The 24,720-nt window shown below is 68.2% G+C and carries 22 protein-coding genes and 2 rRNA genes (1 of these 24 cut by a window edge); 7 read left to right on the top strand and 17 right to left on the bottom strand.

Annotated features, from left to right (window positions below; all coding sequences use genetic code 11):
- Window positions 1-84: 84 nt before the first annotated feature.
- The gene (locus tag SGFS_RS33985; RefSeq protein ID WP_286255962.1) at window positions 85-1,017 is read left to right on the top strand and encodes a phosphotransferase family protein; all 933 of its coding nucleotides are present in this window, start codon (window positions 85-87) and stop codon (window positions 1,015-1,017) included.
- A 15-nt stretch (window positions 1,018-1,032) separates the two neighbouring features.
- Here SGFS_RS33985 and SGFS_RS33980 read toward each other — a convergent pair whose 3' ends face one another.
- Complete coding sequence (locus SGFS_RS33980) at window positions 1,033-1,932, bottom strand: SAM-dependent methyltransferase (RefSeq protein WP_286255960.1); 900 nt, start codon at window positions 1,930-1,932, stop codon at window positions 1,033-1,035.
- A 250-nt stretch (window positions 1,933-2,182) separates the two neighbouring features.
- Between SGFS_RS33980 and SGFS_RS33975 the strand changes: the two genes are divergently transcribed.
- The 3 genes from SGFS_RS33975 to SGFS_RS33965 all read left to right on the top strand — a co-directional run bounded on the left by SGFS_RS33975 (window position 2,183) and on the right by SGFS_RS33965 (window position 4,090).
- A complete protein-coding gene (locus tag SGFS_RS33975; RefSeq protein WP_286255959.1) occupies window positions 2,183-3,517 on the top strand; it encodes a S8 family peptidase in 1,335 nt (444 codons plus the stop codon).
- Complete coding sequence (locus SGFS_RS33970; protein ID WP_286255957.1) at window positions 3,514-3,762, top strand: hypothetical protein; 249 nt, start codon at window positions 3,514-3,516, stop codon at window positions 3,760-3,762. Before SGFS_RS33975 ends, SGFS_RS33970 begins: the two co-directional genes overlap by 4 nt.
- Window positions 3,763-3,943: 181 nt before the next feature.
- Window positions 3,944-4,090 carry a hypothetical protein gene (locus SGFS_RS33965; RefSeq protein ID WP_286255956.1) on the top strand — a complete coding sequence of 49 codons (147 nt, stop codon included), beginning with the start codon at window positions 3,944-3,946 and terminating at the stop codon, window positions 4,088-4,090.
- A gap of 34 nt (window positions 4,091-4,124) precedes the next feature.
- Here the strand turns inward: SGFS_RS33965 and hemB are convergent, their stop codons facing one another.
- The 6 genes from hemB to SGFS_RS33935 all read right to left on the bottom strand — a co-directional run bounded on the left by hemB (window position 4,125) and on the right by SGFS_RS33935 (window position 11,144).
- Entirely contained in the window at window positions 4,125-5,117 is a 993-nt protein-coding gene (hemB, locus tag SGFS_RS33960) for a porphobilinogen synthase (protein ID WP_286255954.1), read from the bottom strand.
- Between the two features lie 195 nt (window positions 5,118-5,312).
- Window positions 5,313-7,079, bottom strand: a complete 1,767-nt coding sequence (locus SGFS_RS33955) for a bifunctional uroporphyrinogen-III C-methyltransferase/uroporphyrinogen-III synthase (protein WP_286255951.1) — start codon at window positions 7,077-7,079, stop codon at window positions 5,313-5,315.
- Window positions 7,076-8,047: a hydroxymethylbilane synthase gene (hemC, locus tag SGFS_RS33950; protein WP_286255949.1), complete on the bottom strand. Its 972-nt coding sequence runs from the start codon at window positions 8,045-8,047 to the stop codon at window positions 7,076-7,078. The genes SGFS_RS33955 and hemC overlap by 4 nt, the downstream gene beginning before the upstream one ends.
- Window positions 8,044-9,750 (bottom strand): glutamyl-tRNA reductase, encoded by a 1,707-nt coding sequence (locus tag SGFS_RS33945; RefSeq protein ID WP_286255946.1) that lies wholly within the window; start codon window positions 9,748-9,750, stop codon window positions 8,044-8,046. Before SGFS_RS33945 ends, hemC begins: the two co-directional genes overlap by 4 nt.
- Window positions 9,747-10,502: a redox-sensing transcriptional repressor Rex gene (locus SGFS_RS33940; RefSeq protein ID WP_286255945.1), complete on the bottom strand. Its 756-nt coding sequence runs from the start codon at window positions 10,500-10,502 to the stop codon at window positions 9,747-9,749. The genes SGFS_RS33945 and SGFS_RS33940 overlap by 4 nt, the downstream gene beginning before the upstream one ends.
- Before the next feature lie 327 nt (window positions 10,503-10,829).
- On the bottom strand, window positions 10,830-11,144 hold the full coding sequence (locus tag SGFS_RS33935; RefSeq protein ID WP_286255944.1) for a glutaredoxin family protein: 315 nt from the start codon (window positions 11,142-11,144) through the stop codon (window positions 10,830-10,832).
- 116 nt (window positions 11,145-11,260) lie between these two features.
- On the opposite strand from SGFS_RS33935, the gene SGFS_RS33930 reads away from it, so the two are divergent.
- From SGFS_RS33930 to SGFS_RS33920, 3 genes are all read left to right on the top strand, one after another.
- Window positions 11,261-12,190 carry an HAD family hydrolase gene (locus SGFS_RS33930; protein WP_286255942.1) on the top strand — a complete coding sequence of 310 codons (930 nt, stop codon included), beginning with the start codon at window positions 11,261-11,263 and terminating at the stop codon, window positions 12,188-12,190.
- A gap of 401 nt (window positions 12,191-12,591) precedes the next feature.
- Window positions 12,592-13,467, top strand: a complete 876-nt coding sequence (locus SGFS_RS33925) for an ECF subfamily RNA polymerase sigma factor, BldN family (RefSeq protein WP_286255941.1) — start codon at window positions 12,592-12,594, stop codon at window positions 13,465-13,467.
- 302 nt (window positions 13,468-13,769) lie between these two features.
- Window positions 13,770-14,999, top strand: coding sequence for a DUF5667 domain-containing protein (locus SGFS_RS33920; protein WP_286255940.1), 1,230 nt, complete (start codon window positions 13,770-13,772; stop codon window positions 14,997-14,999).
- 101 nt (window positions 15,000-15,100) lie between these two features.
- Here the strand turns inward: SGFS_RS33920 and SGFS_RS33915 are convergent, their stop codons facing one another.
- The 10 genes from SGFS_RS33915 to SGFS_RS33870 all read right to left on the bottom strand — a co-directional run.
- Window positions 15,101-16,186, bottom strand: coding sequence for a lysophospholipid acyltransferase family protein (locus SGFS_RS33915; protein ID WP_286255939.1), 1,086 nt, complete (start codon window positions 16,184-16,186; stop codon window positions 15,101-15,103).
- Window positions 16,187-16,226: 40 nt separating this feature from the next.
- Window positions 16,227-17,306 (bottom strand): NAD-dependent epimerase/dehydratase family protein, encoded by a 1,080-nt coding sequence (locus SGFS_RS33910; RefSeq protein ID WP_286255937.1) that lies wholly within the window; start codon window positions 17,304-17,306, stop codon window positions 16,227-16,229.
- 295 nt (window positions 17,307-17,601) lie between these two features.
- Complete coding sequence (locus SGFS_RS33905) at window positions 17,602-17,700, bottom strand: 30S ribosomal protein bS22 (RefSeq protein ID WP_003948845.1); 99 nt, start codon at window positions 17,698-17,700, stop codon at window positions 17,602-17,604.
- Between the two features lie 154 nt (window positions 17,701-17,854).
- Window positions 17,855-18,064 carry a helix-turn-helix domain-containing protein gene (locus SGFS_RS33900; protein WP_286255936.1) on the bottom strand — a complete coding sequence of 70 codons (210 nt, stop codon included), beginning with the start codon at window positions 18,062-18,064 and terminating at the stop codon, window positions 17,855-17,857.
- Between the two features lie 129 nt (window positions 18,065-18,193).
- Window positions 18,194-19,009, bottom strand: coding sequence for a phosphatase (locus SGFS_RS33895; protein ID WP_286255935.1), 816 nt, complete (start codon window positions 19,007-19,009; stop codon window positions 18,194-18,196).
- 161 nt (window positions 19,010-19,170) lie between these two features.
- Window positions 19,171-20,343: an acetoin utilization protein AcuC gene (locus tag SGFS_RS33890; RefSeq protein ID WP_286260202.1), complete on the bottom strand. Its 1,173-nt coding sequence runs from the start codon at window positions 20,341-20,343 to the stop codon at window positions 19,171-19,173.
- Window positions 20,294-21,517 (bottom strand): MFS transporter, encoded by a 1,224-nt coding sequence (locus SGFS_RS33885; RefSeq protein ID WP_286255934.1) that lies wholly within the window; start codon window positions 21,515-21,517, stop codon window positions 20,294-20,296. The genes SGFS_RS33890 and SGFS_RS33885 overlap by 50 nt, the downstream gene beginning before the upstream one ends.
- 55 nt (window positions 21,518-21,572) lie before the next feature.
- The gene (locus tag SGFS_RS33880; RefSeq protein WP_286255932.1) at window positions 21,573-22,217 is read right to left on the bottom strand and encodes an HAD family hydrolase; all 645 of its coding nucleotides are present in this window, start codon (window positions 22,215-22,217) and stop codon (window positions 21,573-21,575) included.
- Window positions 22,218-22,280: 63 nt separating this feature from the next.
- Window positions 22,281-22,397, bottom strand: a 5S ribosomal RNA gene (rrf, locus tag SGFS_RS33875).
- 89 nt (window positions 22,398-22,486) lie between these two features.
- Window positions 22,487-24,720: ribosomal RNA gene (locus tag SGFS_RS33870) — 23S ribosomal RNA — on the bottom strand; it runs 890 nt beyond the window's last position.

The following is a 24,720-nucleotide window of genomic DNA, read 5'->3' as shown; positions in this document are numbered from 1 at the left end:
CACCCCACCCTAGAGAGATACGTGCCCCCTACACCCTCCCTTTCCGCGATGCGGACCCGCTCCCGTACCCCCTAGGCTGCGCGCATGCTGCCCAGCGTGGACACGAACGACGAATTGGAAGAAGTCGTCGGAGACGAGGCGCTACTGAGGCCGGCTGCCCAGGATCTCTGCGGTCAGCTCGGACTGGAAGGTGCGCGAATCGTGCGTTTTCCCGAGGGCTCGCTGCCGGTGTACGCCGTCGGTGACGCCCTCGTACTGAAGCTCTATCCGGGTTTCGAGGCGGCCGAGGCCGTCCGTGAGGCCCGGCTGTTGTCCCACCTGTGGGACAGACTCCCCGTCCCCACACCCAGGTTGCACGCCGCCGACCAGTACAAGAACGGCTGGCGGTATGTGCTGATGTCCAAACTCCCCGGCGAGGGCCTGGAGGAGGCCTGGCCCCGAATCCCGGGGGCGGTCCGGGACCGGATCGTCGAGGAGGCGGCCGAGACCCTCGCCGAGCTGCACGCCCTGGACCCGGGGCCGGTGGCCGGCTTCGTCGGCCCGCCGAACTGGAACCGGTTCATGGCCGCACAGCGCTCGGCCGCGGTCGAACAGCAGCAGATCGGCGGCCTCACATCGCCCTGGCTGGAACAGATCCCGGACTTCCTGCGCTCCGTCCCGCTCCCCGTCGAGCCCCGCCGACCCGTGCTGCTGCACACGGAGTTCATGCGTGAGCACCTCACCGTCGACCCGCACGACGAGTGGCGCCTGACCGGCCTGTTCGACTTCGAGCCGGCGATGATCGGCGACCCGGCGTACGACTTCGTGAGCGTCGGCCTGTTCCTGACCCGCGCCGACCCCCGACTGCTCAAACGGTTCTACGAGGCGTACGGCCAGGCCCCGTTCGCGCCGCGCGAGCTGATGGCGTACACGCTGTTGCACGTCTACAGCGACCTGCACTGGTATCTGCGCAGCCTGCCCGCCCCGCCACGCCACGACCTCGACACACTCGCCGAGACCTGGTTCGGGACGGGGTGAGCGGCTTCAGGGGCCTCAGACCTTGCGGCCGGTGGCCGTGTACACGTTGATGTCGGCGTCCGTCACGTCGTTGATGTCGCGGTAGCGCACCTTCTCGATGTCGTCGAGCGCCTCGAACCGCTCGGTCTCGATGCCCTCGGGCGCGGGCGCGCCCTCCTCGAACCGCCAGTGGTGGGCGGGTACGACACCCGGCTCGTCCACCACGAGGTCGCTCTGCTCGAAGAACCGGGCGACCTCGTCCTTGGAGCGCAGCACGAAGGTGAAGCCCCGCTTGGTGTAGGTCTCCTGGACCGCGCGGATCTTCGCCGGGTTGAGGTCCTCGGTGAGATGGCTGAGCACGAGCCGACTGCCGGCGGGCAGCGCGTCGATGAGCTCCTTCACCACCGGGTAGGCCCGCTCGTCCTCGATGAAGTGCAGGACGGCCACGAGGCACAGCGCGATCGGCTGGTCGAAGTCCAGGGTCTTGGCGGCCTCTTCGAGGATCTGCGCCGGTGCCGTCAGGTCGGCGTCGATGTAGTCGATGACACCCTCGGGCCCGCTGGTGAGCAGGGCGCGCGCATGGGCGAGCACCACCGGGTCGTTGTCGACGTAGACGACCCGGGAGTCCGGGGTGATGCGCTGGGCGATCTGGTGCACGTTCTCTGCCGTGGGCAGTCCGGTGCCGATGTCCAGGAACTGGCGGATGCCGTCGCGGGTCAGGGTCGTCACCGCGCGCCGCATGAAGTCCCGGTTGTGCCGGACGTCGAGATAGCCGCGCGGATTGGCCGCGAGCCCGGCGGCCGCGGTCTCCCGGTCCACCGGGTAGTTGTCCTTGCCGCCGAGGAAGACGTCGTAGACGCGTGCCGGGTGCGCCTTGGTGGTGTCGATCCTGTTCCGCAGCACGGCGGGGTCCTGGCTGAGCGCGTCACCGGCCATAAAGCCTCTCCCTGGAGAGTCACATCCTTCAATTGACAACAACCTAACTCCTGGCGGGAGTTGATGACGCCCGGTTGCTGCCGGGGACACCGGCGGCCCCGCACGCCTCCACCGCTGGTTGCTCTGTGTTGCAGGTACCCACACACAGTGCGACGGTGTTCGAGGCGCCGCACCCAGTCGGTGACGGCGCCACGCGTCGACGCGAAGTCCACTGACCCTCGGGGGAAGCACAGAGAAAGCAGGAAATTCAATGGCGAACGGACCCATGGACAGGCGTGCCTACGGCGAGCAGCCCGACCGGCCCAGTGGCCCCCTCACGGGTCAAAACTCGGAGTACACCGGTCGGTACGTGGTCCTGCTCGACCCGAGCAACCAGGAGAGCGGCCTGAACGCACTGCGTGCCAACGCCGACATCGCGTCTGTCGAACGTGTCCGCGGTACCGACATCGAGAACATCACCGAACTCCTGGAGCGCCCTGACGTATCGGTGCTCTTCGAGGACCTCGCCGCCGCCGTCGTCGAGGTGCGGCCCGACCAGCGCCACGCGCTGGTGACCACGGCCGAGGCGGAGTCCTCGATCATCGCCGCCGAGCCGGAGCGCATGGTCTACGCCATGCCGATCACCGCCCCGCACCAGGCGCCCACCGAGTTCTTCCCGTCCTACCGCAGCGACGAGGACGTGGTCAGCCGCCACACCGAGGCCGAGATCGCCATCGGCCAGGGCCCCGCCTGGCACGAGAAGGCCTGGACCTGGGGCCTCCAGGCGATTCGGGCCAACCTGTCCGCCCTGACCGGCAAGGGTGTGAAGATCGCTGTCCTCGACACCGGCGTGGACACCAGTCACGCGGACTTCGCCGGACGGATCACGGCGACGGCCTCCTTCGTACCGGGCGAGGCTGTCCAGGACGGCAACGGCCACGGCACGCACTGCATCGGCACCGCCGCCGGTTCGGCCAAGCCCAGGCAGGGCCCTCGCTACGGTGTGGCGCCCGAAGCGCAGATCCTCGCGGCCAAGGTGCTCAACAACGCGGGCAGCGGCAGCGACGGCCAGATCCTGGCGGGCATGGCCTGGGCCATCGCCAGCGGCGCGAAGGTGATCTCCATGTCGCTCGGCGCCCGGGTCCGGCCGGGTGAGCTCTTCCCGCAGACGTACGAGAACCTGGCCAAGCGCGCGCTTCAGCTCGGGACGGTGATCGTCGCCGCCGCGGGCAACGACAGCATGCGCCCGGGCTCCGTCGTCCCGGTCAGCCGACCCGCGAACTGCCCCTCCATCCTCGCGGTGGCGTCGCTGGACAAGGCGCTCAACCCGTCGTTCTTCTCCAACGGCGGCATCAACGACCAGGGCGGCGAGATCAACATCGCCGCGCCCGGCAGGGACGTGCACTCGGCCGCCCCCGGCAACGGGTACCGCGTCCTGAGCGGCACCAGCATGGCCACCCCGCACGTCGCGGGTGTCATCGCACTGCTCGCCCAGGCGAACCCGAGCGCCACCGCTGCCCAGCTCATGGCCACGCTGAAGGCCAGTGCGTTCCCGATGACACAGCCGGTCAGGGACGTCGGCGCGGGCATCCTCCAGGCCCCGTGAGCGAGTCATCCGCATCCGAGCCGGTCGGGGTCATCCTCTCGGTCGACCCCGACCGGTTCGCGGAAGTCGTAGAGGCACTGCGCAGGGCCGGGCTGGAGGTCACGGCCGAACAGCCGATCGTAGGAACACTCTCGGGAACAGTCGCCGAGGACCGGATCCCGACCCTCCAGGCGATCGACGGCGTCGACTCCGTCGACCGGGACCGCACCATCCAACTCCCCCCGCCCGACTCACCGATCCAGTGAGCCGGGTCCCACGCCGCTCCCGACCGTCCCGTACCGTCCACACCTGGGACGCCGTTTGCGCAGGTCAACACCCATCCCACCGCATCGGCGTCCCACATCCCCCGAGATCCATGGCGTACGGGACCACTCACCGCCCAAGCTGTGGCCAACGATCCGCCCCAACGGCATCGAAAGGCCACCCATGCCCACCCGCCTCATCTCGGCCGTCCTCATCGCCCTGACGGCACTCACCCTCACGGCATGCAGAAACGGAGAGGGCCTGCGCGACGAGGGCCCGTCGTCGAAGTCGACGACGATCTCGCCCTCGCCGCGGCAGGCGCCCCGCTAGGTGGGGTTGGTCGGGTGGGCCCGGCCGGCCGGCCTCAGCGCACCATCCGCGCGGCCTCGACGGCCCAGTACGTGAGGATGTTCCGCGCCCCGGCCCGCTTGATGCCGGTCAGCGTCTCCAGGATCGCCCGCTCCCGGTCGATCCACCCCTTCTCGGCGGCGGCCTCGACCATCGAGTACTCACCGGAGATCTGGTACGCGGCGACGGGCACGTCCACCGAGTCGGCGACCCGCGCCAGGATGTCGAGGTAGGGACCGGCGGGCTTGACCATCACCATGTCGGCGCCCTCCGCCAGATCGAGGGCGAGCTCGCGCAGGGACTCCCGGACGTTGGCCGGGTCCTGCTGATAGGTCTTCCGGTCCCCCTCGAGCGACGAGGCGACAGCCTCACGGAAAGGCCCGTAGAAGGCGGAGGCGTACTTGGCGGTGTAGGCGAGGATGGCCACGTCCTCGCGCCCGATCTGATCGAGCGCGTCCCGGACGACCCCGATCTGCCCGTCCATCATCCCGCTGGGCCCGACTACATGCGCACCGGCGTCGGCCTGCACCTGAGCCATCTCGGCATACCGCTCCAGGGTCGCGTCATTGTCCACACGCCCCTGCTCGTCGAGCACCCCGCAATGCCCATGATCGGTGGTCTCGTCGAGACAGAGGTCGGACATGACGAGCAGCTCGTCCCCGACCTCGGCGCGCACATCCCGAAGGGCGACCTGCAGAATCCCGTCCGGATCGGTACCCGGCGTCCCGAGAGCGTCCTTCTTGGCCTCCTCCGGCACCCCGAACAGCATGATCCCGGACACCCCGGCCTCGACGGCCTCCACGGCGGCCTTCTTGAGACTGTCCCGGGTGTGCTGCACCACGCCCGGCATGGCGGCGATCGGCACCGGCTCACTCACTCCCTCCCGCACGAACGCGGGCAGGATGAAGTCGGCCGGGTGCAGCCGGGTCTCGGCGACCATGCGCCGCATAGCAGGAGAGACACGCAGCCGCCGCGGCCGCGTACCGGGGAAGGATCCGTACGTCGACATACACCTAAGCTACGCCCGCGCCAGGGGCCCCTTTACCGACGCGGCGTCGGACGAGTCCCGCAAGGAGCGCGGGGAACCGCGCGATCGACCACGACGAGAGAGCCCGCAACGTCCCGCCGGTCGGCCCCGTACGAAAAACGGCGCGAGGTGTCACGAACACCTCACGCCGTTCTCCCACTTACCCCATGCGGGCCCTCAGGTCGTGGACCGCCTCCTACGCGCCCCCGGCCTCCGCTCGCTCGGCCGAGTAACCGGATCCCCGGCCTCCACCGCAGCCGCCCGCCGCCGCAGCCCGAAGTCCGCCAGCGCCTCGGCCAGCTTGTGCACGGACGGCTCGGGAGCCATCACATCCACCCGCAGCCCATGCTCCTCCGCGGTCTTCGCCGTAGCGGGCCCGATACAGGCGATCACCGTCACGTTGTGCGGCTTGCCGGCGATACCCACCAGATTCCGCACGGTGGAAGACGACGTGAACAGAACAGCGTCGAACCCACCGCCCTTGATCGCCTCCCGGGTCTCCGCCGGCGGCGGCGACGCCCGCACGGTCCGGTACGCCGTGACGTCGTCGACCTCCCACCCGAGCTCGATCAGCCCGGCGACCAGCGTCTCGGTGGCGATGTCGGCCCGAGGCAGGAACACCCGGTCGATCGGGTCGAAGACGGGGTCGTAGGGCGGCCAGTCCTCCAGCAGCCCAGCCGCCGACTGCTCACCGCTCGGCACCAGATCCGGCTTCACACCGAACGCGACCAGCGCCTTCGCCGTCTGCTCCCCCACCGCCGCGACCTTGATCCCGGCGAACGCACGGGCATCGAGCCCGTACTCCTCGAACTTCTCCCGCACGGCCTTGACCGCGTTCACCGACGTGAAGGCGATCCACTCGTACCGCCCGGTCACCAGCCCCTTGACCGCCCGCTCCATCTGCTGCGGCGTCCGCGGCGGCTCGACGGCGATGGTCGGCACCTCGTGCGGCACGGCTCCGTAGGACCGCAGTTGGTCGGAGAGCGAGGCCGCCTGCTCCTTCGTGCGCGGCACCAGCACACGCCACCCGAAGAGCGGCTTGTTCTCGAACCACGAGAGCTGCTCACGCTGAGCGGCGGCGGAACGCTCACCGACCACGGCTATCACCGGCCGCCCGCCCTCCGGCGAGGGCAGCACCTTGGCCTGCTTCAGGGTCTGCGCGATCGTGCCGAGCGTCGCGGCCCAGGTCCGCTGCCGCGTCGTCGTACCGCCGACCGTCACGGTCATCGGCGTATCGGGCTTACGGCCGGCGGCCACCAGCTCCCCGGCCGCTGCGGCCACGGTCTCCAGCGTCGCCGAGACCACGACGGTCCCGTCCGACACGCCGACCTCGGTCCAGCAACGGTCGGACGCCGTGCGCGCGTCGACGAACCGTACGTCGGCGCCCTGCGCGTCCCGCAGCGGCACACCGGCGTACGCGGGGACGCCCACGGCCGTCGCGACACCGGGCACGACTTCGAAGGGCACGCCCGCGGCGGCGCACGCCAACATCTCCTCGGTGGCGTAAGTGTCGAGGCCAGGGTCCCCGGACACCGCACGGACGACCCGCTTGCCGCCCCGCGCGGCCTCCATGACAAGATGTGCGGCATCGTGCACAGCGGGTGCACCACCGGTCGTTGACGCCCCGTCAACAACCGTTAGCTGAGGTGCGCCCGCACCCGAGAACGTATCCACAGAAGAAGACGCGGACGTGGATGTCGTCGAGGCGGAAGCCAGGGGCGACGGAGGCGACAGGTCGTGCTCGCGATCCGTGCCCAGTACGGCGACCCCGGCGCGGGCATGCGTACGCACCACGTCGAGCACATCGTGCTCGGCGACGAGGACGTCCGCGTTCGCCAGCGCCTCCACGGCGCGCAGTGTCAGCAGTCCCGGATCCCCGGGTCCGGCACCGAGGAAGGTGACGTGACCGTGGTCCGGACCGGCGGGAAGGGTGGTGGGGCTCAATGTGCTCGCTCCCCCATCAGACCGGCCGCGCCCTTAGCGAGCATCTCGGCGGCGAGTTCACGGCCGAGCGCCATTGCTTGGTCGTACGTCTCGGGCACGGGACCGGTGGTGGACAGCTGTACCAGCGTCGAGCCGTCGGTGGTGCCGACGACGCCGCGCAGGCGCATTTCCTTGACAATCTGCCCGTCGGCCAGCAGGTCGGCGTACGCACCCACAGGTGCGCTGCAGCCGGCCTCCAGGGCGGCGAGAAGGGACCGCTCGGCGGTCACGGCGGCCCGGGTGTACGGGTCGTCGAGCTCGGCGAGCGCGGCGATCAACGCAGTGTCCTGGGCAGTGTGCCCCGCCCTGCATTCGATCGCCAGTGCCCCCTGGCCGGGGGCGGGCAGAACGGTGTCGACCGAAAGGAAATCGGTCACTTCTTCACTGCGCCCGATCCGGTTCAGTCCGGCGGCGGCCAGAACGACGGCGTCCAGCTCACCCTTCCGCACATATCCGATCCGGGTGTCCACGTTCCCGCGGATCGGGACCGTCTCGACGGTCAGCCCGTGGCAGCGCGCGTACGCGTTCAGCTGGGCCATCCGCCGCGGCGAGCCCGTGCCGACGCGGGCGCCGTCGGGCAGCTGCTCGAAGGTCAGCCCGTCCCGGGCCACCAGCACGTCCCGCGCGTCCTCGCGCGGCGGTACGGCCGCCAGCGCCAGGTCGTCGGGCTGCGCGGTCGGCAGGTCCTTGAGCGAGTGCACGGCGAAGTCGACCTCGCCGCGCAGCAGCGCCTCGCGCAGCGCGGTCACGAAGACACCCGTGCCGCCGATCTGGGCCAGATGCTCGCGGGAGACATCGCCGTACGTCGTGATCTCCACGAGTTCGACGGCCCGTCCGGTCACTTGGCGGACGGCGTCCGCCACCTGTCCGGACTGGGCCATGGCGAGTTTGCTACGCCTTGTCCCGAGCCTCAGTGGTTGCTCACTCATGATCGCCCTCGGTTCTCGGCGTTCTGCAGGGTCTCGTTGCTGTCCTCGGCCCGGGAGACGGCGGCCACCGTCTCCGGGTCCAGGTCGAACAGGGTCCGCAGCGCGTCCGCGTACCCGGCGCCGCCGGGCTCGGCCGCGAGCTGCTTGACCCGTACGGTCGGCGCGTGCAACAGCTTGTCGACGACGCGCCGCACGGTCTGGGTGATCTCGCCCCGGTGCTTGTCGTCGAGGCCGGGCAGCCGCCCTTCGAGCCTCGCGATCTCGCTCGCGACGACATCGGCGGCCATGGTCCGCAGCGCCACGACGGTCGGCGTGATGTGCGCGGCCCGCTGAGCAGCGCCGAAGGCGGCCACCTCGTCGGAGACGATCCGCCGCACCATGTCCACATCGGCCGCCATCGGCGCGTCCGCGGAAGCCTCGGCCAGCGACTCGATGTCGACCAGCCGCACGCCGGCCAGCCGGTGCACGGCCGCGTCGACGTCCCGGGGCATCGCCAGGTCCAGCAGCGCCAGCACGGGCTCCGGCCGGGGCAGCTCGACGGCGGGCTCCGGCCTGCGCAGTTCGGTGATCCGCCCGGTGACGGCCACGGTCGCGGCGAGCAGGGCGATCAGCTCGGCATCGGTGGCGGGAGTGCGCCGCCTGTCACGGATGTCGACCGTGGCGTTGTCGACCCAGGCCGCGTGCTGCTCCAGCGTGGCCGCGTCCATCCCGGCCACCGCGGCCTCCCCGAGCACGGAGAAGCCCCCGCCCTGTACGGCGGGGAGGTCGAGCGGACAGTTCTCGTCGGTGCCGACGCCGGAGGTGGACGACAGGGCCGTACGCACATCCGTACGACCTTCCTGTACGGCCGCGCCCTCGGGCACCCGGCCCTCGACCGCCGCCGCGACCGTCTCGGCGGTCAGCACCAGGCCCGTCGCGCCGGTACAGGAGATGGCGACATCGGCACGTGCCAGCTCGGAGGGCACCGATTCCATCGGTACCGCGCGGGCCAGCACGTCCGTCCCGTCCTGCTCGGTGAGGATCTGCGCGAGACGCTCGGCACGGTCGTACGTCCGGTTGGCGATGACGATCTCGGCGACACCGGCCCGCGCGAGCGTGGCGGCGGCCAGCGACGACATCGACCCGGCGCCGAGCACCACGGCCCGTCTGCCCCGGGCCCAGCTCTCGACCTCGCGCCCGGCGGTGAACTGCTCGAGCCCGAAGGTCACCAGCGACTGCCCGGCCCGGTCGATCCCGGTCTCGGAGTGGGCACGCTTGCCGACCCGCAGCCCCTGCTGGAACAGGTCGTTCAGCAGCCGCCCGGCGGTGTGCAGCTCCTGCGCCCGGGCCAGCGAGTCCTTGATCTGCCCGAGGATCTGCCCCTCGCCGACGACCATGGAGTCGAGCCCGCAGGCCACCGAGAAGAGGTGGTGGACGGCCCGGTCCTCGTAGTGCACGTACAGATACGGCGTCAGCTCGTCGAGCCCGACCCCGCTGTGCTGGGCGAGCAGGATGGACAGCTCGGCGACACCGGCGTGGAACTTGTCCACGTCCGCGTAGAGCTCGATGCGGTTGCAGGTGGCGAGGACGGCGGCCTCGGTGGCCGGCTCGGCGGCGACCGTGTCCTGGAGCAACTTGACCTGCGCGTCCAGGGACAGCGCGGCCCGCTCCAGCACGCTCACCGGAGCGCTGCGGTGGCTCAGCCCGACGACGAGGAGACTCATGCCGGCATCACGGCGGGGACATCCCCGTCGGGCCCTTTCTCGGACTCCTTGGGAGCCCTCAGCACGGCCGCGGACTCGGCTGCGGCCTCCTCGCCGGCCTTGCGCTGCTCGTGGAAGGCGAGGATCTGCAGCTCGATCGAGAGATCCACCTTGCGTACGTCGACACCGTCCGGCACGGAGAGAACGGTGGGCGCGAAGTTCAGAATGGACGTGACCCCGGCGGCCACCAGCCGATCACAGACGGGCTGGGCGGCACCGGCGGGGGTGGCGATCACGCCGATCGATACGCCGTTGTCCTCAATGATCTTTTCCAGCTCGTCACTGTGCTGCACCGGAATACCCGCGACCGGCTTCCCGGCCATCGCCGGATCGGCGTCGATCAAGGCGGCGACCCGGAATCCACGGGAGGCGAACCCGCCGTAATTGGCGAGCGCGGCGCCGAGGTTACCGATTCCGACGATCACGACCGGCCAGTCCTGGGTGAGGCCCAGCTCACGCGAGATCTGATAGACGAGATACTCGACGTCGTAGCCGACTCCGCGCGTTCCGTAAGAACCCAGGTACGAGAAGTCCTTGCGCAGCTTCGCGGAGTTGACCCCCGCGGCGGCCGCCAGTTCCTCGGACGAGACCGTGGGCACCGAGCGCTCCGACAACCCGGTCAGCGCACGGAGGTACAACGGAAGCCTGGCGACGGTGGCCTCGGGAATCCCTCGGCTGCGGGTCGCCGGTCGGTGAGTTCGGCCAGTTGCCACGGTGCTCCTGCGGGTAGAGCGGGGCTGCGGGCGGTCATGCGTCCCCAGACCGCCCCGTCGACAGCAGGCTATGTCTTTGTGAACGCGTGCACAAAGATGGTGTCCGATTTGCCCGGCGAACGTGACCGGGGTCACGCACTCCCGGCGCGCGTGAATGGAACTGGCACTCACGTACCTTCGTTCCTCACTGAACGCCTTGCTCGACGGGGGCAAAACCGCACACTCTCCTCACGAATCCCGCCCCCGAGACCACTAGCCCATCGATCCTAAGCGACTTTCGGGATCACTTGGACTGGTCGGTCAGCGCTTTAATCCAAAGCATTGCCGTCAGGGCTTTGCTGAGAGGGCTTTGCGCAGCCGTTCCTCGTTCACCCGCCAGAAGGTGTGCTGGGCGCCGTCCACCAGCACGACCGGGATCTGTTCCCAGTACAGCCGGTGGAGTTCCTCGTCCTGGGTGATGTCCTTCTTCTCCCAGGAAACCCCGAGATCGCCACACACCTTCTCGATCACCTCCTGTGCGTCATCACACAGATGACAACCGGGCTTCCCGATCAGTGTGACAAGCCGTTCGTGAGAACTCCCGGACGACGACTCGGGCGTACGACGATCACCGCGACGAAAGAGGGGACTCATGCGGGCCATTCTCCTACGCCGCCACACGCCCGGGAGCGGCCGTTTAACGGCCCGGTCGTGGAGAGTTCACACCCTTCGAACCTCTCGGCTCCGGAAGTACCGAACAGACTGGCTATGCTCACGTCATGGCCGCACTCGGATGGCTCACTCCCCGTAGGCGCTCCGCCACGGCGCGGAGCGTGTTGGCAGGCGAGGCCTCTGCGGAGGCAGCGCGCAAGTCGTCGCAGGAGATCGAGGAAGAGATCTCCGGCGCCGAAGAGGAACCGCAGTTCCCGGTGTTGGGCGACGACAAGGCAGCCGCCTTCTTCGACCTCGACAACACCGTGATGCAAGGCGCTGCCCTCTTCCACTTCGGCCGGGGCCTGTACAAGCGGAAGTTCTTCGAGACCCGCGACCTCGCCAGGTTCGCCTGGCAGCAGGCGTGGTTCCGCCTGGCCGGCATCGAGGACCCCGAGCACATGCAGGACGCGAGGGACTCCGCGCTCTCGATCGTCAAGGGCCACCGCGTGGCCGAACTGATGTCGATCGGCGAGGAGATCTACGACGAGTACATGGCCGAGCGCATCTGGCCGGGCACCCGCGCCCTGGCCCAGGCGCACCTGGACGCGGGCCAGAAGGTGTGGCTGGTCACCGCCGCCCCGGTGGAGATCGCCCAGGTGATCGCCCGCCGCCTGGGCCTGACCGGCGCACTGGGCACGGTCGCCGAGTCGGTGGACGGCGTCTACACCGGCAAGCTGGTCGGCGAGCCCCTCCACGGCCCGGCGAAGGCGGAGGCGGTACGGGCCCTGGCCGTCGCCGAGTCCCTGGACCTCTCCCGCTGCGCGGCCTACAGCGACTCGCACAACGACATCCCCATGCTCTCGCTGGTGGGCCACCCCTACGCGATCAATCCCGACACCAAACTCCGCAAACACGCCCGCGACATGGACTGGCGCCTGCGCGACTACCGCACGGCCCGCAAGGCGGCCAAGGTCGGCCTCCCCGCGGCGGCGGGCGTCGGCGCGGTGGCGGGCGGCACCGCGGCGGCGATCGCGCTGCACCGCCGCAGACGCTGACGCCGGCACCTCACCGAACAGACGAACAGCAGACGAACGGGGACTCCGACCGGAGTCCCCGTTCTCGTCATGCCCGCAGCGCGCGCACCCCCGCCCACCCGCATTCCAGCCCCCTTACCCCCACATCACCCCCGCCAGTCCCCTCACACGCACCCGGCCACAACACGCCCCCCACCCAGACGGAACACGAACCCATTCGATCAACATCCGGTCACGCAACGGCACTTGAGCGGGCGTCAATCGGTAACAGAAGCGACGTAATCGATGATTTGAGCAACTGGGTGTAGCAGTGCCTGCACGAAGCGTTATTCTCCTCAAACGCAAACCGGTACCCCTCCGTCGCTACGACGGGTGAAAGGTCCCGCACTGCACGTGATGGAAGCTCTGCCTCTGGGAGTCCCGTGTACCCACACGTCGGGGTTGACGCCTCGGGCCTGGCTACGCTGCGCGCAACGGTCAACGACCTATTGCGCGGCTTCGTCCCCACCGCGTACGCCGTATCCGCCCTCGCCGCCTCCGCCGTTCCGGCCGGCCCGTGCTACGCACTGGCCGACGGGATCGAGCGGGGATCGGCCCGGAGCGCTGTCGTCGGGGGGCGGAGGTCGGGCGACGGCCGGGAGACCGGAAGACGCAGCCGCTCCGGCACCACCGGCACGACCGGCTCCACCAACCCGACCGGCTCGACCGGTTCCACCGCCACGACCACCCGCCGCCCCGCCGCGGACAGCGACAGCGCCCGCATGATGGACCTGGTCGAGCGCGCCCAGGCCGGCGAGGCCGACGCGTTCGGCCGCCTGTACGACCAGTACAGCGACACCGTCTACCGCTACATCTACTACCGCGTGGGCGGCAAGGCGACCGCCGAGGACCTCACCAGTGAGACGTTCCTGCGCGCCCTGCGCCGCATCGGCACGTTCACCTGGCAGGGCCGCGACTTCGGCGCCTGGCTGGTCACGATCGCCCGCAACCTGGTCGCCGACCACTTCAAGTCCAGCCGCTTCCGCCTCGAGGTCACCACCGGCGAGATGCTCGACGCCAACGAGGTCGAGCGCTCCCCCGAGGACTCCGTCCTGGAGTCCCTCTCCAACGCCGCGCTCCTGGAAGCCGTACGACGGCTCAACCCCCAGCAGCAGGAGTGCGTGACCCTCCGCTTCCTCCAGGGCCTCTCCGTCGCCGAGACCGCCCGCGTCATGGGCAAGAACGAGGGCGCGATCAAGACCCTCCAGTACCGAGCCGTGCGCACCCTCGCCCGCCTCCTGCCGGACGACGCCCGCTGATCCGCACCCGCCGCACGGGCCGCGCGGGCCTGACGAGCCACATCGGGCCGCCCCGAGCCGCGCACACCCAACGCCTACGCTCGGCAACCCCAACTAACCCTCCGTGCAAGTCGGTTGACTTCACGGTCGGATCATCCGCCGTCCGTAACCCAAGTGCCGCGCCGCTCGTTGTGCGGGATACAGGCTCCCTGTGGTCGCACCCCGGCCAACACCGATCACTCGATCGTGTGGACCCGCCTAGGGTGTGCAACCCTCAGGACCCCCTGGGGAGTCGACCGTCATGACGAGAGGAGGTGCCGCCAGTGATCGCGAACGTATCGGCGCACCGGCGGGCGAACGCCTTCGCCCAGGCCCTGGAGGAGCTGTCCGACCGGAGCACGGCGGCCGAGCAGCCCGAAGGATCGGCACCGCCCCCGACAGCCGTCGAACAGACCGAGCGAGGGCGCCTGTTGACCCTCGCCTCCGGTCTCGGCGAGCTGCCGAAGCCGGAGCTCGACCCCGAGGTCAAGGTCGTGCAGCGCGCCCAGCTGGTGGCCGCGATGGAGGCCATGCTGCAAGAGGGCGCGTTCGCGAGAGGCGAGGCTGCGAGCCCTTCGGTGCCCGAACAGCGATCCCGGTCGCGCGGCGCGCACCGGGCGGGCCCATTGGGCAAGTTGCGGCCGCGGTCACGACTGACGAAGGGACTCGCCGCGGGCGGGCTCAGCGTCGGGGTGGCCGCGGGCGCGTTCGGCGGTGTGGCAGCCGCCAGCTCGGACGCCCTGCCGGGTGACTCGCTCTACGGCCTCAAGCGCGGCATCGAGGACGTCAAGCTCACCCTGGCCGACGACAACGGCGACCGCGGGCAGCTCTATCTGGACCAGGCATCCACCCGGCTCAGCGAGGCCCGCCGCCTCATGGAGCGCGACCGCGGCGGCCACCTCGACCACGAGTCCGTGGGCGAGATCCGCCGAGCCCTCACGGGCATGCGGCACGACGCGGCCGAAGGCCACCGTCTACTGCACGAGGCCTATGAGCGGGACCCGGATTCCCTCGGCCCCATCCAGGCCCTCGACGCCTTCTCCCGGTCCCACCGCGAGGCCTGGGGCGCCCTGCGCGAGCGGCTGCCCGTGCAGCTCGGGGACGTGAGCGCGGAGGTCTCCTCGGTCTTCGCCGCCATAGACGAAGAGGTCGCCCCGCTCCAGTCGCTGCTGCCACAACCCCCCACCAAGGGAGGCACCGGCAAGCACCGCGCCCCTGGCTCCGGCTCCCCCGGCACCACGGACACCGACCGCCCGGCCCCCAGCGCCACCGGCGACGGCTCCGGCAGCGGTCGGCACAGCAGCGGCAAGCCCAAGCCGTCCACCTCGGACAGCGAAGGCGAAGGCCTGGTCGGCGGCACCACCGGCCTGCTCGACCCACCCGAGGACGACACGAGCACCACCTCCCCGTCCGCCGGCACCAACACCCCATCCGAAGAGCCCGACGTCACCCTGCCCCCGATTTTCCCGGGCCTCCTCCCCGGCCTGGGCATCGACAGCGAGGACGCGAACTAGACCTGTACGACAGTGGGGGCGCCCTTCTTCGGGAAGGGCGCCCCCACTGTCGTATCGCGTGGTCTGTGGTCTGTGGCCAGCAGCTGGTCTGTGGCCAGCAGCTAGAAGAACACCGACCGCCGCTGCACCAACAACTTGTACAACGTGTGCTGGATCTGCTCCCGTACCTGGTCCGTCAGGTTGAACATCAGCATCGGGTCTTCGGCCGCCTCCGGCGGGTAGCCGTCCGTCGGGATGGGCTCGCCGAACTGGATGGTCCACTTCGTGGGGAGCGGGACCGCGCCGAGCGGGCCGAGCCACGGGAAGGTCGGGGTGATCGGGAAGTACGGGAAGCCCAGCAGCCGGGCCAGCGTCTTCGAGTTGCCGATCATCGGGTAGATCTCCTCCGCGCCCACGATCGAGCACGGAATGATCGGCGTACCGGCACGCAGAGCCGTCGAGACGAAGCCACCGCGACCGAAGCGCTGCAGCTTGTAGCGGTCACCGAAAGGCTTGCCGAGGCCCTTGAAGCCCTCCGGCATCACCCCGACCAGCTCGCCCTGGTGCAGCAGCCGCGACGCGTCCTCCGCGCACGCGAGCGTGTGCCCGAGCTTGCGCGCCAGCTCGTTGACCACCGGCAGCATGAAGACCAGGTCCGCCGCCAGCAGCCGCAGATGGCGCCCGGCGGGATGGTTGTCGTGGACGGCGACCTGCATCATCAGCCCATCCATCGGCAGCGTCCCGGAGTGGTTGGCGACGATCAGGGCGCCACCGTCCGCCGGGATGTTCTCGATGCCCTTCACCTCGACCCGGAAGTACTTCTCGTACACCGGCCGCAGCAGCGACATCAGCACCTGGTCGGTGAGCTCGGCGTCGTAGCCGAAGTCGTCGACCTCGTAGTCACCCGTGAGCCGTTTGCGCAGGAACGCGAGGCCACCTGCGATCCGCTGCTCGAGGCCGCCGTCCTGTGCCTCGGCGGCCCCTTGGGGCGGCTCCGGCTTCTCCCGTGTCACAGGGACATCATCCGCGCCACCGGCCCGTCCGGGGAGGGCCTGGACCTCGCCGGATTCACGGGACTGATGACCATCCCGTACGACCGCGCTCTCGCCCTTGCGTCGACTGCCCGCACCCCGTCGGCGCGGAGAGCGCTGCACGGCACCCCCGCGCGTCCGGTCGTCGTCGAACGGAATGACCTTGGCATCCGCCATCGTTGATGCGCTCCTCGGTTGCGCTAGTCGGCGCTCTGCGTCAGGGGGTGTGGCTCGGGGTGTGGCCACCGCCCGGAGCGGCCCCGGGCAGGGTGGGCACGGGCAGTGCGGCGAGCCGGTCGATGGCCCCCGCGACGGCCTCCGGGGGCAGCAGACCCGGCCCCCGGCTGCGCGCGAAGTCCTCGAAGGTCTCGGCGGTCGTGTACTTGGCCCGGTATCCCAGCGTGTCGCGCATCTGGTTGGTCGCCACGACCCGCCCGTGGGTCAGCAGCCGCAGCTGCTCGGGCGAGAAGTCGGTGACGCCCAGCGTACGGACCATCGAGCCGACCCAGCTGACCGCCGGCATCAGCAGCGGCACGGTCGGCCGGCCGAGCCGCCGCGCGCACTGCGAGAGCAGCAGCACACCGTCGCCCGCGACATTGAACGTGCCGCTGTTGAGCGTGCCACGCTCGGGATCGTGCGAGGCGATCCGCAGCACCTCGATCACATCGTCCTCGTGCACGAACTGCAGCCGCGGGTCGTAGCCCAGCACGGTCGGCAGCACCGGCATCGAGAAGTACGAGGCAAGCGGCGAATCGGCGCTCGGCCCGAGGATGTTGGCGAACCGCAGCACGCACACGGCCACATCGGGCCGCCGCCGGGCGAACCCGCGGACGTACCCCTCGACCTCCACCGCGTCCTTGGCGAAGCCACCGCTGGGCAGCGACTTGGGCGGCGTGGTCTCGGTGAACACGGCCGGGTCGCGCGGCGCGGACCCGTACACGTTCGTGCTGGACTTCACCACCAGCCGCTTGACCGCCGGGGATTTCTGGCAGGCACCGAGCAGCTGCATGGTGCCGATGACGTTGGTCTCCTTCACCGAGGCCCGGCTGCCACTGCCGAGCGGGGTGCCGGTGACGTCCATGTGGACCACGGTGTCGACGTTGTACTCGGCCAGCACACGGGCGATGGCGGGCTGGCGGATGTCGGCCTGGACGAAGTCCGCGCCACCCAGATGGTGCCCCGGTGGCACCGCGTCCACGGCGATCACACGGTCGACCTGCGGGTCACGCTGGATCCGTCGTACGAATCGGCCCCCCAGCTGCCGGGCCACCCCGGTCACGAGCACGACCTTGCCCAAGATCAGCGCCTTCCTTCCAGCTGTCGGCACATGTCCGCGTACCTACGCGTACCTACGCGTGACTTCTGCTCGTACTCTGCCGTGTTCCCCGTGTGCGGCCACGTTAGCGGGTCGATGTTGCACTGTGATGACCGCCCGACGGACGAAATCACCGACCGGCGAAAATACTGTGGCCCCCCACCGGTCCAGGTGGGGGGCCACAGCACACGCTCAACAGCTCACGCACAAGAAAGCAAGACGTACGACCTCCGTACGCGACGGAGGCCGGGCCCCTCGGAAAAGGGGCCGAAACGCCTTACTTCTTGTTGCGACGCTGAACGCGGGTGCGCTTGAGCAGCTTGCGGTGCTTCTTCTTAGCCATCCGCTTGCGCCGCTTCTTGATAACAGAGCCCACGACTACCCTCGCTCACTTCTCATCACTCGGTGTTTGGGCGCCATGGGCCCATACGACCTACGAGGGGCCAGCCTACCCGCCCGAGCGCTGAGGTCGTAATCGAGGTGAACCCGGGAGTCCCGGAGACGCCCCGAGAGGCGTCTCCGGGGTCCCGTCAGGCTGTCTCCACCCCCACATAGCTCTCGCGGAGGTACTCGTGCACCGCTTGCTCCGGCACCCGGAAGGACCTGCCCACCCTGATCGCCGGCAGATGACCGCTGTGCACCAACCGGTACACGGTCATCTTCGACACTCGCATCACCGAGGCTACTTCCGCCACGGTAAGGAACTGAACCTCGTTCAGAGGCCTCTGATCAGCAGCCATGACACACCTGAACCTTCCGCACTCGACGGCCACCGGCTTCCCCTTCCGGTGACTCTTCGTCGTTGCGTGCTCACTCCCCAATGTAGGGGCGGGTGATGCGAGTGGGGAAGAGGGGAAGGCATCGGCACCCTACTGGGACAGACACGCTCGATTGAGTACGTAGCGGGTAAGTGGTCGGTAGTAACCAGACCGCACAGCGTCATCAAGTGGAACGACGACGGACACCCGCCCCTCTGCCTCCCCGACGAAGGGCGCGGGATCGTCCGTGTCCGCCAGCCCGATCGCCTCGAACCCCAGCTGACCTGCCCCGCAGACCCAGCCGTGGTCCCCGATCACGAGTTCCGGGAGCGGTCCACCACCCTCCGCGGCGGCCGCCAGAGCGAGCCGAACGGGGAGGGGTGAATGGGTGTGCACGCCGGTCGCACAACCGGGGCGTGACCCGGTCGCCTCCCGGACGACGGCGACACCTCGTGCGTAGTCGAGGTTGTACGTGCGTAGACCGAACCGGGTCGTTATGTCGACACGTCTACCCATCGCAGGGGTGAGAACCTCACATCCCGCCGCCGACAAGGCGTCTGCCAGGGCACCGTAGAAGCCGATCAGCCGATGGGGGTGCCCGGTACCGAGAAGCACGGCTCCGCGACGCCGAGCGACCGCCTCGACCCGCTCCGCGAACCGGTCCAGCGCGGCCACGGTCAACCCAGGATCGATTACATCCTGCCCGGACGTACACCCTGGGTCGGCCGAGACCCCGCACTTCGCCGCCATCAAATCGATCAAGTCCCGCTGTCGCCACGCCCGCTCCGGATCAATGCCGATCAAGAATCGAGGATCCCGAGCAGCGAACAGCCGATAACTCCGCAGACTCCGCTCCCGAGTGGTGGCGACCACCCCCGCCAGCCCACTCCCCACGAGATGCTCCCGCAGCCCCACCACACTCACCACGAGTCGATGCTGACGGACAAGGCGACACCCTCCGGAAAAACAGAAGGAAGACCACACGGTCGGCGTAGCGAGCCCCGCGAGCTCTCAGGCGCAGCGGGCGGGGTCGAAGGGACAACGCCCCTTGGGGATGGGACGGGGTAGGGCTGCGGGGGCGAAAACCCCTACGCCAACATCCCCCGCAACGGAAACACCGCCCGCCGCGCAGCCAGCACCGCCTGATCCACCCGATCCGCAGGGTCGTACCCGGCATCCCACGAGGCCCACCCCACAGGCCACCGCCCATCAGTCATCCGCGCCGGCGCCAACTGCCGCGTACGGGCGAAGACCTCCTGCCGCCACTCCTCCGGAATCACACTGTCCGGCGCGATCTCCCGCCCCGCCGCGATCGCCACCAGATGCGTCCAGGACCGCGGCACGACATCCACCACCGCGTACCCGCCCCCACCCAGCGCGACCCACCGCCCATCGGCGTACTCATGCGCCAAGTCGTGCAGAGCGACCTGCACGGCCCGCTGCGCATCCAGCGACACCGCCAAATGCGCCAACGGATCCTCGAAATGCGTATCGGCCCCGTGCTGAGTCACCAACACCTGGGGCCGAAAATCGGCGATCACCTCGGGCACCACCGCGTGGAACGCCCGCAACCACCCCGCGTCCCCGGTCCCCGCGGGCAACGCCACATTCACGGCCGACCCCTCGGCCCCCTCCGCCCCGGTCTCCTCCGGCCACCCGGTCTGCGGAAACAGCGTCCGAGGATGCTCGTGCAGCGAGACCGTCAGCACCCGCGGATCCTCCCAGAACGCGGCCTGCACCCCGTCCCCGTGATGTACGTCCACATCCACGTACGCGACCCGCTCGGCCCCCAACTCCAACAGCCGGGCGATGGCGATGGAGGCGTCGTTGTAAATACAGAACCCCGACGCACCCCCGGGCATCGCATGATGCAGCCCACCCGCGAAGTTCACCGCATGCAGCGCGTCCCCCCGCCAGACGGCCTCGGCGGCCCCCACGGACTGCCCGGCGATCAGAGCGGAGACCTCATGCATCCCAGCGAAAGCCGGATCGTCGACGGTCCCCAGCCCGTACTCCCCGGCCGCACCCTTGGGATCCGCGGACGCGGCCTTCACCGCCGCCACATAGTCCTGGCGGTGCACCAGCCGCAGCGTGGACTCCCCGGCCGGCTTCGCCGAGACGACGTCGACCTCCCGGTCGAGCCCGAAGGCACTCACCAGGCTCCGGGTCAGCTTCAGCCGGACCGGATCCATCGGATGGTCCGGCCCGAAGTCATAGCCCGTTACTGCCTCGTCCCACATCAGCTGTGCGCGGCCGCTCATGCCCGACACCGTATCGGTCCGGTTGAGCATCGAACGACCGGGCGTACACAAGCGTCACCAGCACCAACACCATCGGCACAAGCATCGCCCCGCGATAACTCCAGGCGTCCCCCAACGCCCCCACCAACGGGGAACCGATCAAAAAGCCCACATAGTTGAAGATGTTCAAGCGCGCGACAGCCGCATCCGAAGCCCCGGGAAAGAGCCGCCCTGCCGCCGCGAAGGTCTGCGGCACCAGCACACAGAGCCCGAGCCCGAGCAGCGTGAACCCGACCATCCCCACCCAGGCCCCGGGCGCACCCGCCACCACGGCGAACCCGAGCGCCGCCACCACCGCCCCCAGCCGTACGACTGCCGCGGCCCCGAACCTCCGTACCCCGTAGTCCCCGATGGACCGCCCGAGCAGCGTGGTGACCATGTAGACGTTGTACGGCACGGTCGCGAGCTCGTCCGAGCTCCCGAGCACGTCCTCCAGGTACTTCGCACTCCAGTTGGAGACGGTCGAGTCCCCGATGTACGCGAAGCACATCACCAGGCACAGCGGCAGCAACAGCTTGAAGGCGATTCCCCCGCCCGGCACCTGCCCGGCGACGGCGTCAACCTTCTCCTCATCGTCACCGGCGTCGACATACCACCAGCTCCCCAGGAACACGGTCGGCAGCAGCACGACCACGACCGGCAGATACAACACGAACAGCGCCAGATCCCAGTGCGCCCCCACCCACGCGAGTGAGGCCCCCGCGATCCCCCCGAGGCTGTACACGGCGTGGAACCCGAGCATGATGCTCCGCCCGTACGACCGCTGCAGGCTCACCCCGAGCATGTTCATGGACGCGTCGAGCGCCCCGACGGCCAGCCCGAAAGCGGCGAGCGAGACCCCGAGCACCACCAACTGGTCCCCGGCCCCCACCCCCAACAGCGCCAGGAGCACGACGGGCTGGGCCCACCGCAGCACCCGGCTCGGCGGTATCCGCTTGACCACGTGCTCGGTGCAGACGCTTCCGACCCCCGCGAGGACCGGTACGGCGGCGAGAAAGACCGGGAGCATCCCGTCGGAGACCCCGTACCGGTCCTGAATGGCCGGAATCCGCGTCACGAGCAACGCGAACGCGACACCCTGAGCGAAGAAGCTGAACGCCAACGCGGCCCGGCCACGCCGCAGTACATCTGTCATGGCGGCACAGCGTAGGGCTCAAACCTACTCCTGGGTAGAGGAAGCTGAATATTACTCAGCTAAGCAGGCTGACCAGCTCTCGCATGCCCTCGAAGTGCCCACTCGCCTTACCGAGTTTGGCTGCCGGCGTCATGGCCGTGAACCCGTACACATCCATCCCAGCGGCGACAGCGGCCTGCACGCCCAGCGGGCTGTCCTCGACCACCACACACCGCTCGGCAGCCACTCCCATCCGCTCGGCGGCGTACAGAAACAAGTCAGGCGCCGGCTTCCCTCGCCCCACATCCTCCGCGCTGAAGACGCGCCCCTCGTCGAACCACCGGTCGAGCCCGGTCGTCCGATGCCCCACCCGGATCCGCTCATGACTCCCGGATGAGGCCACGCAGTACGGCACCCCGTCCGCGGCGAGCTTCTGCAGTACGTCCACGACACCGTCGACGGGTTCCAACTCCCGCTCGAACGCGGCGAACACTCGCCCGTGAAAGACATCGTCGAACTTCTCGGGCAACCGCCGCCCCGTGCGCTCGAGCACCAGCTCATGAACCCGGTGCATGGCCGACCCCATGTAGTCCCGGATGGACTCCTCGTACGAGGTGGGATGCCCGAGCTCGGTCAGATAGCCGGCCAGGAGCCGGTTGGAGATCGACTCACTGTCGACGAGAACACCGTCGTTGTCGAAGATGACAAGGTCATAGCGCATGACGTGACCCTAAACGCAGAAAACCCCCGCCGGTTTCCCGGCAGGGGTTCTCTCGCAATATTTGTTCGGCGGCGTCCTACTCTCCCACAGGGTCCCCCCTGCAGTACCATCGGCGCTGTAAGGCTTAGCTTCCGGGTTCGGAATGTAACCGGGCGTTTCCCTCACGCTATGACCACCGAAACACTATGAAACACTCAACCGCACCACACCGTGACCATGGCATGGGGTTGTTCGTGGTTTCAGAACCAACACAGTGGACGCGAGCAACTGAGGACAAGCCCTCGGCCTATTAGTACCAGTCAACTCCACCCATTACTGGGCTTCCATATCTGGCCTATCAACCCAGTCGTCTACTGGGAGCCTTACCCCATCAAGTGGGTGGGAATACTCATCTCGAAGCAGGCTTCCCGCTTAGATGCTTTCAGCGGTTATCCCTCCCGAACGTAGCCAACCAGCCATGCCCTTGGCAGAACAACTGGCACACCAGAGGTTCGTCCGTCCCGGTCCTCTCGTACTAGGGACAGCCCTTCTCAATATTCCTGCGCGCGCAGCGGATAGGGACCGAACTGTCTCACGACGTTCTAAACCCAGCTCGCGTACCGCTTTAATGGGCGAACAGCCCAACCCTTGGGACCGACTCCAGCCCCAGGATGCGACGAGCCGACATCGAGGTGCCAAACCATCCCGTCGATATGGACTCTTGGGGAAGATCAGCCTGTTATCCCCGGGGTACCTTTTATCCGTTGAGCGACGGCGCTTCCACAAGCCACCGCCGGATCACTAGTCCCGACTTTCGTCCCTGCTCGACCCGTCGGTCTCACAGTCAAGCTCCCTTGTGCACTTACACTCACCACCTGATTGCCAACCAGGCTGAGGGAACCTTTGGGCGCCTCCGTTACCCTTTGGGAGGCAACCGCCCCAGTTAAACTACCCATCAGACACTGTCCCCGATCCGGATCACGGACCCGGGTTAGACATCCAGCACGACCAGACTGGTATTTCAACGACGACTCCACCTGAACTGGCGTCCAAGCTTCACAGTCTCCCAGCTATCCTACACAAGCCGAACCGAACACCAATATCAAACTGTAGTAAAGGTCCCGGGGTCTTTCCGTCCTGCTGCGCGAAACGAGCATCTTTACTCGTAGTGCAATTTCACCGGGCCTATGGTTGAGACAGTCGAGAAGTCGTTACGCCATTCGTGCAGGTCGGAACTTACCCGACAAGGAATTTCGCTACCTTAGGATGGTTATAGTTACCACCGCCGTTTACTGGCGCTTAAGTTCTCAGCTTCGCCACACCGAAATGTGACTAACCGGTCCCCTTAACGTTCCAGCACCGGGCAGGCGTCAGTCCGTATACATCGCCTTACGGCTTCGCACGGACCTGTGTTTTTAGTAAACAGTCGCTTCTCGCTGGTCTCTGCGGCCACCCCCAGCTCGAGGAGCAAGTCCTCTCACCAGTGATGGCCCCCCTTCTCCCGAAGTTACGGGGGCATTTTGCCGAGTTCCTTAACCATAGTTCACCCGAACGCCTCGGTATTCTCTACCAGACCACCTGAGTCGGTTTAGGGTACGGGCCGCCATGAAACTCGCTAGAGGCTTTTCTCGACAGCATAGGATCATCCACTTCACCACAATCGGCTCGGCATCAGGTCTCAGACTACGTGTCAGGCGGATTTGCCTACCTGACGTCCTACACCCTTACCCCGGGACAACCACCGCCCGGGATGGACTACCTTCCTGCGTCACCCCATCACTCACCTACTGCAAGTCTGGTCCGTCGGCTCCACCACTCCCCTTTGCCCGAAGGCTCCAGGGCGGCTTCACGGACTTAGCATCGCCTGGTTCAATGTTTGACGCTTCACAGCGGGTACCGGAATATCAACCGGTTATCCATCGACTACGCCTGTCGGCCTCGCCTTAGGTCCCGACTTACCCTGGGCAGATCAGCTTGACCCAGGAACCCTTGGTCAATCGGCGCAAACGTTTCTCACGTTTGTATCGCTACTCATGCCTGCATTCTCACTCGTGAACCGTCCACAACTCGCTTCCGCGGCTGCTTCACCCGGCACACGACGCTCCCCTACCCATCACGATCCCCGTTGGGGGTATATATCGCAATGACACGACTTCGGCGGTACGCTTGAGCCCCGCTACATTGTCGGCGCGGAATCACTAGACCAGTGAGCTATTACGCACTCTTTCAAGGGTGGCTGCTTCTAAGCCAACCTCCTGGTTGTCTGTGCGACTCCACATCCTTTCCCACTTAGCGTACGCTTAGGGGCCTTAGTCGATGCTCTGGGCTGTTTCCCTCTCGACCATGGAGCTTATCCCCCACAGTCTCACTGCCGTGCTCTCACTTACCGGCATTCGGAGTTTGGCTAAGGTCAGTAACCCGGTAGGGCCCATCGCCTATCCAGTGCTCTACCTCCGGCAAGAAACACACGACGCTGCACCTAAATGCATTTCGGGGAGAACCAGCTATCACGGAGTTTGATTGG

It is taken from the genome of Streptomyces graminofaciens (assembly GCF_030294945.1).
Lineage (GTDB): Bacteria > Actinomycetota > Actinomycetes > Streptomycetales > Streptomycetaceae > Streptomyces > Streptomyces graminofaciens.
The sequence above is the reverse complement of the archived record's forward strand: the minus strand, read 5'-3'. Positions and strand labels throughout refer to the sequence as shown.